This window comes from Brevundimonas sp., assembly GCF_003248455.1.
GTDB lineage: Bacteria > Pseudomonadota > Alphaproteobacteria > Caulobacterales > Caulobacteraceae > Brevundimonas.
Window position 1 is genome coordinate 1 of the sequence record NZ_QFNM01000023.1, and the last position, 13,959, is coordinate 13,959.

The 13,959-nt window shown below is 67.6% G+C and carries 18 protein-coding genes and 1 tRNA gene; 12 read left to right on the forward strand and 7 right to left on the reverse strand.

The genetic code is table 11. The annotated features are described in order from the left end of the window. The 5 genes from DI624_RS09955 to DI624_RS09975 form a co-directional block, all read left to right on the forward strand. The coding region (locus tag DI624_RS09955; RefSeq protein WP_291537833.1) for a hypothetical protein at positions 1 to 1,391 on the forward strand (1,391 nt) is incomplete at its 5' end. An 18-nt stretch (positions 1,392 to 1,409) separates the two neighbouring features. Beyond that, complete coding sequence (locus DI624_RS09960) at positions 1,410 to 1,853, forward strand: hypothetical protein (RefSeq protein WP_291537834.1); 444 nt, start codon at positions 1,410 to 1,412, stop codon at positions 1,851 to 1,853. Positions 1,854 to 1,855: 2 nt separating this feature from the next. Further along, entirely contained in the window at positions 1,856 to 2,176 is a 321-nt protein-coding gene (locus DI624_RS09965) for a hypothetical protein (protein ID WP_291537835.1), read from the forward strand. 67 nt (positions 2,177 to 2,243) lie between these two features. Beyond that, on the forward strand, positions 2,244 to 2,732 hold the full coding sequence (locus DI624_RS09970) for a hypothetical protein (protein ID WP_291537837.1): 489 nt from the start codon (positions 2,244 to 2,246) through the stop codon (positions 2,730 to 2,732). Further along, positions 2,729 to 3,178: a hypothetical protein gene (locus DI624_RS09975; protein ID WP_291537840.1), complete on the forward strand. Its 450-nt coding sequence runs from the start codon at positions 2,729 to 2,731 to the stop codon at positions 3,176 to 3,178. The genes DI624_RS09970 and DI624_RS09975 overlap by 4 nt, the downstream gene beginning before the upstream one ends. A gap of 128 nt (positions 3,179 to 3,306) precedes the next feature. Here the strand turns inward: DI624_RS09975 and DI624_RS09980 are convergent, their stop codons facing one another. Both DI624_RS09980 and DI624_RS09985 read right to left on the reverse strand, forming a co-directional pair. Continuing rightward, the gene (locus tag DI624_RS09980; RefSeq protein WP_291537843.1) at positions 3,307 to 3,831 is read right to left on the reverse strand and encodes an ATP-dependent Clp protease proteolytic subunit; all 525 of its coding nucleotides are present in this window, start codon (positions 3,829 to 3,831) and stop codon (positions 3,307 to 3,309) included. A 55-nt stretch (positions 3,832 to 3,886) separates the two neighbouring features. After that, positions 3,887 to 4,045, reverse strand: coding sequence for a hypothetical protein (locus tag DI624_RS09985; RefSeq protein WP_291537844.1), 159 nt, complete (start codon positions 4,043 to 4,045; stop codon positions 3,887 to 3,889). Positions 4,046 to 4,126: 81 nt separating this feature from the next. Here DI624_RS09985 and DI624_RS09990 point away from each other — a divergent pair, with 81 nt between their 5' ends. Both DI624_RS09990 and DI624_RS09995 read left to right on the forward strand, forming a co-directional pair. Continuing rightward, a complete protein-coding gene (locus DI624_RS09990) occupies positions 4,127 to 4,711 on the forward strand; it encodes a glycoside hydrolase family 19 protein (RefSeq protein WP_291537846.1) in 585 nt (194 codons plus the stop codon). 237 nt (positions 4,712 to 4,948) lie between these two features. Continuing rightward, complete coding sequence (locus DI624_RS09995) at positions 4,949 to 5,251, forward strand: hypothetical protein (protein WP_291537849.1); 303 nt, start codon at positions 4,949 to 4,951, stop codon at positions 5,249 to 5,251. A gap of 508 nt (positions 5,252 to 5,759) precedes the next feature. Here the strand turns inward: DI624_RS09995 and DI624_RS10000 are convergent. Together DI624_RS10000 and DI624_RS10005 are read right to left on the reverse strand one after the other, a co-directional pair. Further along, on the reverse strand, positions 5,760 to 5,978 hold the full coding sequence (locus DI624_RS10000; RefSeq protein WP_291537851.1) for a hypothetical protein: 219 nt from the start codon (positions 5,976 to 5,978) through the stop codon (positions 5,760 to 5,762). A 247-nt stretch (positions 5,979 to 6,225) separates the two neighbouring features. Then, positions 6,226 to 7,038: an RNA methyltransferase gene (locus DI624_RS10005; RefSeq protein ID WP_291537998.1), complete on the reverse strand. Its 813-nt coding sequence runs from the start codon at positions 7,036 to 7,038 to the stop codon at positions 6,226 to 6,228. Positions 7,039 to 7,102: 64 nt separating this feature from the next. On the opposite strand from DI624_RS10005, the gene DI624_RS10010 reads away from it, so the two are divergent. Further along, positions 7,103 to 7,177, forward strand: a tRNA-Asn gene (locus DI624_RS10010). A 317-nt stretch (positions 7,178 to 7,494) separates the two neighbouring features. Here the strand turns inward: DI624_RS10010 and dksA are convergent. Both dksA and DI624_RS10020 read right to left on the reverse strand, forming a co-directional pair. Beyond that, positions 7,495 to 7,929: an RNA polymerase-binding protein DksA gene (gene dksA, locus DI624_RS10015; protein ID WP_291537854.1), complete on the reverse strand. Its 435-nt coding sequence runs from the start codon at positions 7,927 to 7,929 to the stop codon at positions 7,495 to 7,497. A 172-nt stretch (positions 7,930 to 8,101) separates the two neighbouring features. Continuing rightward, positions 8,102 to 8,533: a flagellar assembly protein FliX gene (locus DI624_RS10020; RefSeq protein WP_291537857.1), complete on the reverse strand. Its 432-nt coding sequence runs from the start codon at positions 8,531 to 8,533 to the stop codon at positions 8,102 to 8,104. 181 nt (positions 8,534 to 8,714) lie between these two features. Here DI624_RS10020 and DI624_RS10025 point away from each other — a divergent pair, with 181 nt between their 5' ends. From DI624_RS10025 to DI624_RS10040, 4 genes are read left to right on the forward strand one after another with little or no spacing between them, the layout of a single operon-like run. Then, a complete protein-coding gene (locus DI624_RS10025) occupies positions 8,715 to 9,836 on the forward strand; it encodes a flagellar basal body P-ring protein FlgI (protein ID WP_291537859.1) in 1,122 nt (373 codons plus the stop codon). 2 nt (positions 9,837 to 9,838) lie between these two features. Next, positions 9,839 to 10,141: a rod-binding protein gene (locus DI624_RS10030; protein WP_291537861.1), complete on the forward strand. Its 303-nt coding sequence runs from the start codon at positions 9,839 to 9,841 to the stop codon at positions 10,139 to 10,141. Continuing rightward, on the forward strand, positions 10,138 to 10,575 hold the full coding sequence (locus tag DI624_RS10035) for a flagellar basal-body protein FlbY (protein ID WP_291537862.1): 438 nt from the start codon (positions 10,138 to 10,140) through the stop codon (positions 10,573 to 10,575). The genes DI624_RS10030 and DI624_RS10035 overlap by 4 nt, the downstream gene beginning before the upstream one ends. Before the next feature lie 56 nt (positions 10,576 to 10,631). Continuing rightward, positions 10,632 to 12,209, forward strand: a complete 1,578-nt coding sequence (locus DI624_RS10040; RefSeq protein WP_291537864.1) for an EAL domain-containing protein — start codon at positions 10,632 to 10,634, stop codon at positions 12,207 to 12,209. 9 nt (positions 12,210 to 12,218) lie between these two features. On the opposite strand, the gene DI624_RS10045 is transcribed toward DI624_RS10040, so the two are convergent. Beyond that, the gene (locus DI624_RS10045; protein ID WP_291537865.1) at positions 12,219 to 13,829 is read right to left on the reverse strand and encodes an ABC-F family ATP-binding cassette domain-containing protein; all 1,611 of its coding nucleotides are present in this window, start codon (positions 13,827 to 13,829) and stop codon (positions 12,219 to 12,221) included. Between the last annotated feature and the right edge of the window lie 130 nt (positions 13,830 to 13,959).

The following is a 13,959-nucleotide window of genomic DNA, read 5'->3' on the forward strand; positions in this document are numbered from 1 at the left end:
CCAATCTGGCGGCGTCGGTCAGCGCGTCCCGTAACCAGCTTCTCTACAACTCGACCGGCGCTCGCGGCATGGATGGATGGGTGGGCGGCCCCAACTGGTCTACGCAAGACTTCGGCTATGGGTTCGGGCGGGGTTTCAGTTGCGCGGTTTCAGGGTCGTATCTCTATAACGACAACGCTCACTTCGCAGAGATCGCCCCTGAGTCTTGGGTCACTTGGTCCGCTGATCCGAAGATCTTCGGCGGGACGTGCGATATCTGGCTTGAATTCTATGACAGCAGCTTCAATCGGGTCGGTGGAAACTATGCCGGTCGCCAGGTCGCCAATCGGGATTTTGGCGATACTGTTTCCGGCGAGGCGCTTGCCCCGGCCAATGCTTTCAATGCGCGTCTAGTCACATGGCCTAACTTCTCGGCCGGCGGCTCGGCCGGGGTTCGCCGGATGAAGGTCGAGCGCGGTCGTCTTCCTGCGACGGCTTGGTCTGACGAGGGGACGACAGAGGCCCTGGCGGCTTCGCTTTCAGTCACCGCCGCTGTCGCGGCCGATGCACAGACCCGCCTCGCCAACGTCATCTTCGAGGTCATCGGCGCGTCGGGCGGCGACCCGTTCCAACTGCTGTTCAGAACCCAGGGCACCAACTCCTATGGCCGTCTGGTCGCCTCGGCGCTGGAGTTTTGCAGCGTTATCGGCGGCGAAGTCATCACGGCGATGAAGCTGATCGGCGGCGATGTTTTCATTACCGGCAAGCTATTCATGGGGCTGGCTAAACAGATCACGCTGGACCCGACCATTCCGGCGCTGATCTTCACGCCCACGTCCGGCACGGCGAAGATGATCTACGGCGCCGGGTTCGGGGCCGGGTCCGACTGCATCATGTGGCTGGGGCCGAAGGCGACGGCGGTCGCCGACATCACGCGCACCAATGGTTCGTGGGCGTTCGGTACCGACAGCAAGGTCTATTACGGCACGGCTGAACTGGGCTCCGGTGGCGGCACCGCCGGGGCCGGGCAGAACCGGATCGCCGTGGTCGGCAGCTTGTCATCGAGCACCTTCTCGACCCTGGGCTCCATGACGCTGAACAACCGCCCCGGATCGGGTTTGTGGGGTCTGACGTCCGTTTCCCTGGGCGGTCAATCGACCGGCACGGGGGCGACGGTCGAACTGCAGCTGATCGAGGCCGGCGCTTCGACACCTTTGGCGACTGCGACCGTCTTCGTGCCTGCCGGCGACGCAGCCTCGGCGCTGGACTTCAGCTTCAGCCCGACCGGGCCGTGGGCGCAGACGCGGCCTGCCGGAAACCTGACCCTCAATGTGCGCGGTCGCCGGTCGGCCGGCAGTGGCACGGCCTCGATCTCCGGCGACATCGTCGCGACCTACAACCCTTCTGTTTAACCCATCCAAGGACATCCCATGCCCAACGCCATTCTGACCAAACATGACGGCACGATCACCAGCATCCCGGCCGACAGCGTCGTCGCCATCCTGTCGACCTCCCTGGACGCGCTGGACGAGAACCGTCCTCAGTTGAGGTCCATCGTGATCTCGACCTTCCGAGGCCAGGCGTCCGACTATCTCGCCCACACCGCCGTCGACGCGGCCGGCGAGATCGAGAAGGCCCGTTCGACCAAGCGCGGCGCCCTGCTGCGCTCGGCCAAGCCCCGCGCCTGGCTGGAACTGGCCGTGGGCGAGGACGTGACCCGCCTGCTGCCGGGTTCGGTCCCCGGATACGAGACCCTGAACGACGAACGCCTGCGCCTGTATTGGCAGCCGCCCAAGGGCGATCCGATCCCGCTAGACGTCAACAACACCCCCGAAAACCAAGCGCGTCTCGACGCCGATATCGAAGGAGCCTGACCATGACCAAGACCTACACCGCTGAAGAGATCGAGCAGCAGCGCGCCAATGTCGCCGCCGCCGACGCCGCAGCAGCCGCAGAACGAAAGGCGGCCGCCATGGCGGTCCTTCAGCCATTCCTCGAAGCCGGCTGGGGTTCGTCGTCCGACACTTCTCCGATCAAAACCGCGATCAAGGTCATGCAGGACGCGGCGCACACCCTGCAGGCCATAGACCCGACCGCGGCCAATCTGATGTTTTCAATGGCGATGCCGATGGCGACGGCCGACGATAAAATCCGCACCCTCGCGGCGATGAACGCCCCGGCGCCCGCCGAAACCTGACCTCGACCCAAGCCGCCCGCACGGCGGTTTGTCTACCTGCCGAAGCCCCCCCGGCGAGGAGTCCGCCATGCACCGCCCTTCCCCGGCCCGCGCGTTGCGCTGGGTCGAACCCTTGACCGCGCTCGGCGTCGGCTTCCTGCTGAACCTGACGGTCAGCATGGCGGCCTATGCCGGCGTGATCAGCGCGAACCCGCTCGACCCCGAATGGGTGGCGGTCGCGGGCGCGGCTGGCGGGCTGGTGTCCGCCCTGGTCCATATCGGCGTCGTGTCGCTGGGCCCCGAGCCGGCGTCCCCGCGTGAAATCCTGCGCGCCACGGTCGAGGGCGGGTTCGCGATCCTCGTCGGGGCCTTGGTCGCAGGCTATGTCGCGCCGCAGTCGGAACGGTTCTGGCCCGGCATGACCCCCGCCGATCTCCGCGCCATCGGCTTCGGCATCGGCATGGGGGCCTGGCGCTTCGCCCCCGGCGTGTTCGGCGCCGTCAAGATGCTCTCCAACCCCGCCACGCTGCGCGACCTGGCGCTGCGCTGGCTGACCAGCATGAAGCCAACGCCATGACCCCGATCCAGATGATCGTCATCGCGGCGGCCGGGATCACCGGCCTGACCGTCTTCGCCCGCGCCGAGTTGCTGAGGCCCCGTGTCCGCAGCGCCTATCTGACCAATGCGGCGGTGCGCCTGTTGATGGACGCCACGGCTCTGGCCTGCGTGTTCGTCATCGCCGAGGTGCTGGGCGGCGCGACCCTGGACGCCGGGTTCATCGGCTTCATCGTCCTGTGCGCCGTCACCTCCTCGGCGGTGCTGATCAGCATGTGGGTCCACAACACCCGAGCGACCGTGGATCGCCGGGCAGAAGAGGCGACCTTGGAGACGCGACGGGCCGATGTCTCGGACGTGCGGACGGTTCTGGTCGAAGACCTGCCGCCCGCGCTGGAGGCGGCCATGCCCAAGGTGATCAAGGATTTGGCGGCGCAGCCCGACCCCTATCAGCCGAAGACGGACTGACGAACCGGGTTCGCGAACGGCGTTCGCATCAGGCTTTAAAGGAAAGATGTGTATGAGCTACGTCGCGCAAACGGCCTCTGCCTGCGGCTGCGTCTCCGAGGATTGCCGGGTCAACGGCTGCGCCTCTCTCAGGCGGGCATCGCAACATGGACAATCGCATTGGCATCCATGGGCAGCGCAAACTGCTGCACAGACGTCACAATACCAAGCGTCAGGGCCTCCCTCGGAAGAAGCCGCCGATCTTCCGTTCCGAAATAGTGATCAATCTGCGGATCGCTCCACCCGAGAATTTCCCTGAATGGCGCTCCGATGAGGTCCGTATTAGGCGCGCGCTGCCCAACTTTGGGGCCGTCCGAGTAGGTGGCTCCATGCAGCACAAAGGCGCTGATCGGCAGGCAGGTGCGTGCGGCGCCAGCCATAAACACCGTGGCTGCTATTGAATCGCACGGCCCGAAAGCGTGCGTATCGACACGCCAAGGCAGGCTGCGAATGAAGTTATAAAGGCCGACGCCGGCGACGACATCACCGCCTCCGCTGCAAATATGGAGCACAACGCGGGTCGCCCCCTCACGAAAGGCTCCCACCATCAAGATTTGCGTGTTCCGGGCGGCGATGGGCGTCAACGCTCCGTGGAAAATCAGGTGGCGATCCATTTCAGCAATCCATCTTTAACATCGTCGCTTGGCGCGCCTGGCGCTCCGCCCGCTGTTAGCCCGCCAGCAGCCGCGTCAGCAGATAGACCCCGCCCGCGATGGCGGCCCATAGGGCGAGGCTGACCGCGACCAGAACGACGATCCGCACCTTGCGCGGCCATTTCGGCTCGGGCGCGCCCCATAGCGGGCTTCCGTTGTCGTGCTGCATCGGCATGGCGACGACCTAAGCACAAGCGAACGCCGTTCGCATCCCCTTCGACAATCTGGAGACCGACCAATGCTCGACGCACGTCGAATGCAACAGCGCCTCGGCGTGTCCGTTGACGGCGTGATCGGCGCCGGAACGTTGACGGCCCTGTTCGCCAGGATGGGCGCGGCGCCCGACATCGCCGCCGAACTCGGCCTAGCCGCCAATGTCCATTTCCGAACCTACGCCATCCTCGAAACCGGACTGCGCCTAGCCCACTTCATGGGGCAGTGCGCCCACGAGAGTCTAGGCTTCAAGGCGATGGAGGAGATCGCCAGCGGCGCGGACTATGAGGGCCGGGCCGATCTCGGCAACACCCAGCCCGGAGACGGCAAACGCTACAAGGGTCGGGGGCCGATCCAGACCACGGGGCGGGCCAACTACAGGCGCGACGGCCGCGCGCTCGGGATCGACCTCGAGCGCCATCCGCAACTGCTGTCGACGCCATCGCTCGGGCTGCTGGCCAGCACCCTGTTCTGGTCCCGCATGGGACTGAACGCGTGGGCCGATCAGGACAACGGGGCGGCCTGCTCGCGCGGCGTGAACCGGGGCAATCCGCGATCCGACAAACCGGCGAACCACGAGGCCGAGCGCGCCGCGTTGACGGCCAAGGCCAAGGGGCTGATCCTGTGATCGCCCTCCGCTTCCTCCGCGCCCTCACCCCGACCGCCTGGATCACCATCGGCGTCCTGGCCGCCTTCCTGCTGTTCGGCGGCTATTGCGCTCACAGGGCCGCACAGGGCGAACGCGACCGCAAGGCGGCCCAAGCCCACAAGATCGAAGCGAAGGCCTCCAGCGCTCGGGAAACGGCCGCTGGCGAGCGCCAGACCGAGACTTCCACCATCCGCAACCGGCAAGAGGAGAGAGACCATGCCGCTGAAGCGATTCCTGACAGCCTCCCTGATGATCGCGAGCTTAGGCGCCGCTGTCGCCAGTTGCGGGACGCCGGGCGCAGCCTTCCCGCCTGCGACGGACTTGCGGGTCCAGCCCAAGCCGGTCCCGCCTGACGAGGTGCTGACCAGCCGGATCGCGGGCGAGCGCTACGACAACGCCGTAGAGGCCTGGGGCGAGGAAGGCTGGGCCACGGTCGGGCGGCTGTGCCGGTTCTTCGACGCCATGGGGATGAAGGGCCTCAGTTGTCCGCCGCCGGAAATCCGACCTCGGCCGGGCTAGGCAGAAATAAGGGGTCGCTCACACCGACCCCCTCTGGCCCTGTTGAATCCCCGTGCAGCGTCGAGCCCAGGCTCCGCTATCGAGGCCGCTCCGGTTTGTGCCGGGCGGCCTTTCTGCTATCATGCACTTGCGGCTCCCGCTGGTTGGTTCCTTCAGCAGGTGGATTGGGCATCCGCCCGGCGTATGTTCCGGCCGGCCGCGACGTAGCTTACCGCGCCGCTATCGAGGCCGCTCCGGGAGACCGGGGCGGCCTTTCGCTATTTGGGCCAGCGCCAGAACTCATAGAGCGCCGAACCTGTGCCCTGGAATCCGTGGATCAACAGCGTTGGAGACCGGGCGCCGCATTTCCGGCAGATCATCTTCCGCCTGAGATCGCGCAGCGGCGTGAACTGTTGCGATTTGGGCAGCGTCCGCCAAGCCGGGATGGTCGTGTGTCCGCACCGACAGACGCACGACAGCTGATTCCCGGAGGACACGTCGTCTATCGTCGTGTCGTCGGCGTAGTAGGTCATAGGGGCCGAAAGCGCCCCAGCCCGAGCGCCAAGGCCTGCTGGACCAGGCGGGCGTTCTCCTCTGGCGACGGGTAGGCGACGTTCGATCCGGGCGCCAGGACCTCGGGCAGGCTTGGATGGGGTCTGGGGTGAGGTTTGCCGGGCAGCGGCGCGGTGCGCGCGGCCCACTCGGCGTCCAGGCGCATCAGTTCTTCAGTCGATAGGGGTTCCGGCATTCTATCCTCCGTCGCGCCACCGACTGGATGGGCGACATAGCCGAACGTGAACAGAATGGGAACATTTGGTTTGCAGATGAGGCTGTGATCCAGTCGCCGCGTGGGGATAACTTTAGACGGTTTGCGGACCGGCTTTTGAAAAACCTCGCCATATCGGGGACTGCAAATCCTTGCACCCGGGTTCGATTCCCGGTCAGGCCTCCATCGCGACGACGACGACGGCCGCCTCTCGGGGCGGCCTTCGCGTTCACGGGCCCCGCCACGCCGTGGTCGTCAGGTGATGCAGGGCCGCCGCGCTGGTGGCGGCGACATTCAGCGAATCGAAGCCCCCGGCCATCTCTATGCCGATCGGCCGGCAGCGAGCGATCGTTTCCGCCGGCAGGCCCGGCCCCTCCGACCCCAGCATGATCGCGACCGGACCCTCGCGGCGATAGTCCGCCAGCCTTGCATCCGCCGAGGGGGTCAGCGCCAGCACCTCGACCCCCGCCCCGGCCAGAGCATCCAGAAGGGCGGACGACCCGGCGACCGCGAACGGCGTGCGCAGCACCGCCCCGACCGAGACGCGGATGGCCTTGCGATAAAAGGGATCGCAGCAGGTCGAATCCAGCAGCACCGCCCTGGCCCCGAACGCGGCGGCGTTGCGGAACAGGCCGCCCATGTTGTCGTGATTGCCGATGCCGATGGCGACGACGAACACATCGTCCGGCGAGACCTGCGCCAACAGGCTTTCCAACGGCGGCGGCGCGGGCTTTTCGCCCAGGGCCAGCACGCCCCGATGCAGTTCGAACCCGGCGATCCGATCCAGAACCGCCTGGCCCGCGGCATAGACGGGCGTGCCCGCCGGCAAGCGCTCGATCACGTCGCCCAGCGCCGCCACACGCTTGTCCGCCAGCAGCAGCGACAGGGGCCGCGCCCGCGCGGCGTCGGAGGCGAGCACCCGCACCACCACCTCCCCTTCGGCGATGAACAGGCCCTGACGCCCCGTCAGATCGCGCTCGCGAATGTCGCGATAGGCGGCGACGCGCGGGTCCTCGGGATCCTGGATAATTATCGGCAAGATGACTTTATTTCCCATTGCAAGATCGGAACCCCCGCTGCTATAGGCCCGCCTCCCGAGCAGATGTTCCGCAGTAGCTCAGTGGTAGAGCAGCCGACTGTTAATCGGCTGGTCGTAGGTTCGAATCCTACCTGCGGAGCCATCTCGGTCTTGTCGTCGGTGGCTATCAGCAGGCGCACGCGGGCTGCACGGCTTGAGCGGAGATCGAGGCGACGCGGTGTCGCTGATCTGGATGCCCTGATCGCAAATTTCGACAAGCAAATCGCGGCTGCGCCTGGCAAGGCATCCAAGCGGCTGCACAGGTTCAGATGAATTTCGACAATCGCGCGCCGGCCAGGCTCAATCTCGGCGTTGTTCGCCTACGTCATAGCCAAGCGAAACGACGCGCCCCCTATGTTCAAGGGCGACGACTTCAGCCGCACCGATCTCGCGACCGTCTCGCCTGTCTGACTGGGCCGATCAGTCGTCGCGGTGAACACGCTCGCGGCGCTCGTGGCGCTCCTGGGCTTCGACCGACAGGGTGGCGGTCGGACGGGCTTCCAGGCGTCCCAGGCCGATGGGTTCGCCCGTATCCTCGCAATAGCCGTAGGTGCCGTCCTCGATCCGACGCAAGGCGTCGTCGATCTTGGAGATCAGCTTGCGCTGGCGATCGCGCGTGCGCAGTTCCAGCGCGCGGTCGGATTCGGACGAGGCCCGGTCCACCAGATCGGGGTGGTTCTCGGTCTCGGCCTTCAGATTGACCACCGTGCCCTTGGACTCGCGGAGGATGTCCTCTTTCCAGTCCAGCAGCTTCTTCTTGAAATAGGCCTGCTGCCGTTCGTTCATGAACGGCTCGTCGTCGGACGGGCGATATGGGCCTGATTCGTCGGTCACAACGGACGCCAAAGCGTTCATCGATCTCACGCTCTCTAACACGCCCCCCTGTGGCGCAGAAGGCCGTATAGTCAGCCTGACGAGTCGCGGCAACGCGGTTCTCGATTCCGTGATGCAAATGGGGCCGGCAGACGGACAAAGTGACATTTGTCACTCACCTCACAAGCTTAGCCGCTTGACATCCGTGGGTTTTTCAGCCTCGGCCGGCGGGGCGGCGCATTTCCGCCTTGGCCAGTTCGACCGAGGCGCGCAGGTCGATCTGGTCCAGCACGGCGTTCAGCCCCGTATCGCCGTCGTCCGCCCGCTCCTCGCGAAGACTGCGCGCCAGTCGGTCCAGCAAGGCCTCATCCGCCTCGCCGCCCAGCAGCGCCAGTTTCAGTTCGTCCAATCGATCCAGCAGCCCGCCGCCCCTGCGGATGGCGCGCCGGCGCCGCTCCAGCGGCCCTTCCACGCCCTGCAGCGCCATAAGGGCCGATACATCCGACACGCCGCCCGTCGCGGCGCTGGCGGTCGCGGCGGCGGGCGCGGCGGCGGCGGGGGCCTGGCCCAGCGAAAAGCCGCTGGCGGATCGCGCCGTGCGCGTGCTGGTCGGCGTGCTGACGCCGTTTGGCCCGACAACCTTCATGCCCAGGTGCTCCGCATCATGGGCCATGGATGACGGGCGGCGATGACTGTTTGGTTAACGCCCCGGCAAATCCTGCCGCATCCGCCCCACGTGAGAGCCGATTGGCGTTGAATTTTCTTGGTTAATCGTGCGGCATGATCCTGGCATGGCGTTGACGTAAAGCTGCGTGGACGTTCGACCGATGCAAAATCTGCTTGCCCGCCTTGCCGCCTGCGCCGTCGCCGCCCTGACGGCCTCGGCCGGCCCGACGCTGGCCCAGGCCCAGATGCAGTCGCGCATCAAGGACATCGCGGCCGTCGAGGGCGTGCGCGGCAACCAGCTGGTCGGCTACGGCATGGTCATGGGGCTGAACGGCACGGGCGACTCCTTGCGCAACTGCCCTTTCACCCGCCAGTCGCTGGAAGGCATGACCGAGCGGCTGGGCGTCAATATCCGCGGCTCCAACGCCAACACCAAGAACATGGCCGCCGTCATGGTGACGGCCGATCTGCCCGCCTTCGCCACGCCGGGTTCGCGCATCGACGTCTCCGTCGCCTCAATGTGCGACGCCAAGAGCCTGTTGGGCGGATCGCTGGTCGTGACCAGCCTGCAAGGGGCCGACGGCCAGGTCTATGCGGTGGCGCAAGGGTCGGTGCAGACCGGCGCGGTGTCGGCGTCCGGCGGATCGGGCTCTTCGGTGACGCGCGGCGTTCCGACCGCCGGCCGCATCGCCTCGGGCGCCCTGGTCGAGCGCGAGACCGGTTTCCAGATGGCGAACATGAACGAGGTTCGCCTGAACCTGCGCAACCCGGACTTCACCACCGCCCAGCGCGTCGCGGCCGTGGTCAACGCCGCCTATCCGGGTGCGGCCCTGGCCGAGAACGGCACGGTGGTCGCCCTGCGCGCCCCAGCCCAGCTGGGCATGGCGGGCTTCATCAGCCGGATCGAAAACCTGCCGGTCAGCGTGGATACGCCGGCCAAGGTCATCATCGACGAGGTGAACGGCGTCATCGTCATGGGCGATGCGGTGCGCATCTCGCGCGTCGCCATCGCCCAGGGCAATCTGACCATATCGGTGGACGAGCAGCCCATCGTCAGCCAGCCCGCGCCCTTCAGCCAGGGCCAGACCGCCATCGTCCCCTCCAGCCAGGTCAATGTCGAAGAGGACCTGGGCACCCAGATGCGCCTGGTCGGCGGCGGCGCCAATCTGTCGACCCTGGTCAACGGCCTGAACGCCCTGGGGGTCAGCCCGCGCGACATGATCAGCATCCTGCAGGCCATCAAGGCCGCCGGCGCCCTTCAGGCCGACATCGAGGTGATGTGAGCATGAGCGACTTGACCGTCTCCGCCGACCTGCTGCGCCCCGCCGCCGCCGCGCCCACGCCCGCCAATCGCGACAAGATCAGGGAAACCGCCCAGGCCTTCGAGGCCACCTTCATCTCCCAGATGCTGAAGCCCATGTTCGACGGCCTGTCGACCGACGGCCTGTTCGGCGGCGGTCAGGCCGAAGCGACCTGGCGCAGCTTCATGCTGGACGAGATGGCCAAGACCACGGTGAAAGCCGGCGGCATCGGCCTGAGCGGCCCGGTCATGTCGGAAATGCTGAAGATGCAGGAAGGACGCCCATGACCGACCATGAGCTGTCGCAGGCGCGTGTGCGCCAGTTGATCGTCCTGACCCGCCGCCTGACCGAGCGCCTGTCCGCCGAGACCCAGGCCTTCGCCGACCGCCGCCCCCAGGATGTCGCCGCTGGCCTGGCCGAAACGCAGGAGATGGCCAACCTCTATCGGCGCGACACCGCCCATGTGAAGGCCAACCCCGCCCTGCTGCGCGGCGCACCGCCGGAGGACAGGAAGGCGCTGACCGAGGCCACACGCGCCTTCGACGCGGTGCTGAGCGCCCACGCCCGCGCCGTCGACGCGGCCCGCCAGATCTCCGAAGGCCTTGTGCGCGCCATCGCCGCAGAGGTCACGGCCGCCCGCACTCCGGCCAGCGCCTACGCCGCCGACGGACGCGCGGCCCAGGGCGACGGTCGGGCCGTGGCCTTCAATCGGACCGCCTGACGGCCGACTGTCCGCCATTGCCGATTTTTTAAGCGCGGCCGTGCCAGGGTGGCGCCATGACGCTGACCACTCGTCTTCTTGGCCTGGCCTTCGCATCCGCCGACACCCTGGTCGAGGTGGATCCCGGAGGCACGGTGTCCTTCGCCATCGGCGCGGGCGCCGTGGCGGGCGAAGATGCGGGCGCGACCTGGACGGGCCGGTCCCTGGCCGACCTGCTCCACGACGGATCGGCCACCCTGGCGGCCCTGAAGGCCGTGAAGCCGGGCGTTCGCATCCCGGCCGCATCCATCCTGGTGAAGGTCGGGCCGGACCGCGTGCGGCGCGCGGCCTTTCGCGCCTTCGTCCTGCCGCAGATGGCCCCGGCCGTGTCCTGCGCCATATCCTACGAAGGTCCGGCCTTCGCCCTGGCCGATCTTGAAACCCGTCCCCTGGTGCAGGCGGACGCCTTCCTGGCCGATGCGGGCCGCGTCCTGGACGCCAACGCCGACCTGGCCCTGTCCTTCCTGGACATCAAGGGGCTGGACGACGTCGGCGGCAACGTCGCGGACCGCCTGAACCGCCGTATCGAGGCCACCCTGCAATCGGCGGCGGTCCCCGGATCGAGCGCCGCCCAGTTGACCGGCGACCGCTTCGCCCTGCTCCGTCCCGCCAACGACCGCCGCGACATCGCCGCGGAAATCATGGAGGCCGGCCGCGCCGAGGGCCTGTCCTTGGGCGCCGAGGCGTTCAGCTCGCCCGTACCGCCCGGCTCGGATTCGCTGTGCGTGCTGCGCGCCATGCGGTTCGCCATCGAGGGCTGTCTGAAAGGCGACGGCTTGGCCAACCCCCAGATCGCGTTTGCGGATTCCCTGAAACGCACCTTCCGCGACGCCGAGACCTTCCGCAGCGTGGTCAAGTCGCGCGAGTTCCAGGTCCATTACCAGCCCATCGTCCATCTCGGGTCCCGCGCCGTCCATCATTTCGAGGCCCTGGCCCGGTTCAACCCCAACACCGGCCCCGCCGACGCCATCCGTATGGCCGAAGAGTTGGAGCTGATCGAATCCTTCGACCTGGCCGTGGCGGAGAAGGTGCTGAAACGAATGCGCCAGCCTGGCGCCGGCCTGCTGAAGATGGCGATCAACGTCTCGGGCGCCTCGCTGGGCGACGACGCCTATGTCGAACAGTTGCTTCGCATGACGGCCGGGGCGCCGGAGGAACGCCGCCGCCTGATCGTCGAAGTCACCGAGACCTCGGCCGTCGCGGACATCGAGGCGGCCAATCGCCGGCTTTCGGCCCTGCGCGAGGCGGGCATCAAGGTCTGCATCGACGATTTCGGCGCCGGGGCCGCCGCCTTCGACTATCTGCGGAAGCTGGCCGTGGACGCGGTCAAGGTCGACGGCGCCATCGTGCGCGACATCCTGACCGAGGAGCGGTCGAAGACCCTGTTGCACAGCATCGTGGAGATGTGCCGCTCGATGAAGCTCGAAACCATCGGCGAGATGATCGAGACCGAGGCGGTCGCCGCCGAACTGAAGTCGGCCGGCGTCGATTACGGCCAAGGCTGGCTGTTCGGTCGCGCCGAGGCCGAGCCGCGCGTCCAACTGTCCGCCCCGCCCGCCGCCCGCCGCCGCGGCACGGTCGAAGCCTGGGGCTGAGGCGCAGATTTAGAGTCCGACCGTCCGGTCGATGTTAAGCGCCGCCAGAAAATCGGCGTCGTGGCTGACCACCAGCATCGCCCCGTCATAGGCGTTGAGCGCGTCCTCGACGGCTGCGACGGCGTCCAGGTCCAGATGATTGGTCGGCTCGTCCAGCACCAGAAGCTGCGGCGGCGTATCGCCCGTCAGAACGCAGGCCAGCGCCGCTCTCAACCGCTCTCCGCCCGACAGGTCGCCCACGCGGCGATGCGCGGCCGTGTTGCGGAACAGAAAGCGCGCCAGGGCGGCATGGGCGTCATTGTCCGACCCGCCGGGGTTCAGCCGCCGCCAGGCCGCGATCAGCGTTTCGTCCGGTTTCAACAGCGCCGCTTCCTGGTCCAGCAGGGCCGCGCGCACCGGACGATCCACCCGCCCCTCGCCGGGCGGCAGGGCGCCGACCGCCAATCGCAGCAGGGTCGTCTTGCCCGCCCCGTTGGCGCCGGTCACGGCCACCCGTTCCGGCCCGACCATCTTCAGGTCTATCGGCCCGACCACGCACCGCCCGTCCGGCGCGCGCCAGCTCGCGCCCTCCAGCGCCAGCACCGTACGCCCTTCCGCTAGGCCGGTCGGTGGCATGGGAATGGACAGGGCGCGGGTGCGCTCCACCCGCGACTGCGCCTCGGCCAGGGCGGATTGCGCCTGTTCCGTTTGCCGCTGGGCCAACAGGCGGTCGCGACCGCCGCTGTTCTCGGCCCGTTCGGCCCGACGTCCCAGCAGAATCTTGGGTTGATCGTTCCGGGCCGCCTGGCGACGGCCGGCCGCGTCGCGTCGGGCCTTCGCCTCCGTTCGCCGTTGGGCTTCGGCGCCCACGCGGGCCAGGCCGCGTTCGGCCTCCGACAGGTCGCGCGCCGCCGCCGCACGCTCGGCCGCCTTGTACGCAACATAGGAATCATAGCCGCCGCCGTGGACCGTGACGCCCAGGCTCGACACATCCAGGATGCGGTTCATACGGCGCAGCAGGCTCCGGTCATGGCTGACGACCGCCACACCGCCAGGCCAGCGCCCGACCACCTCGGCCACCAGCGCCCTGGCTTGCGCATCCAGATGATTGGTCGGTTCGTCCAGCAACAGCAGGTCGGGTTGGGCCAACATCAGCGCCGCCAGTCGCAGCCGCGTCTGTTCTCCGCCGCTCAGCCCGCCGGTCGGACGATCCAGAGCGATCCCGTCCAGGCCGACATCGGCCAAAGCCTGCGCCAGCCGCGCCTCAAGGGTCCAGTCCGCCTCGGCCAGGTCTTCCTCGCTCCCTGCTCCGGCCAGCACGCGCACGATCATCGCCAGCGGGCCGCCGACGCCCAGGGTCTGGGCCACGGTCTCGCCGGGCACTGGATCATATCGCTGGCGCAACAGGCCGACCGCGCCGGATCGCGTCGCGACGCCTTCGGCCGGCAAGGCCTCGCCCGCGATCAGGCGCAGCAGGGTGCTCTTGCCCGCGCCATTGCGGCCGACGACGCCGGTGCGCTCAGCCCCGAACGTCAGGTTCAGATTGTCGAAAAGGGTCGCGCCCTCAGACGTCCGTGCGGCGACCTTGTCGAGGGTCGCGAATACGGACGGGGACGCGCTTGGGCTGGGGCGCACGGGCATGAACGATCACGAGCAGCATGGCGGACAGGGCGGAACCGGTTGCCAGTGCGATGATCATGGTCTTCAGGCCTTCTGCAAAAACGCTTCAGAACACGGAGGATGGGTCCAGATCGGACGATGCGCAAGTCCG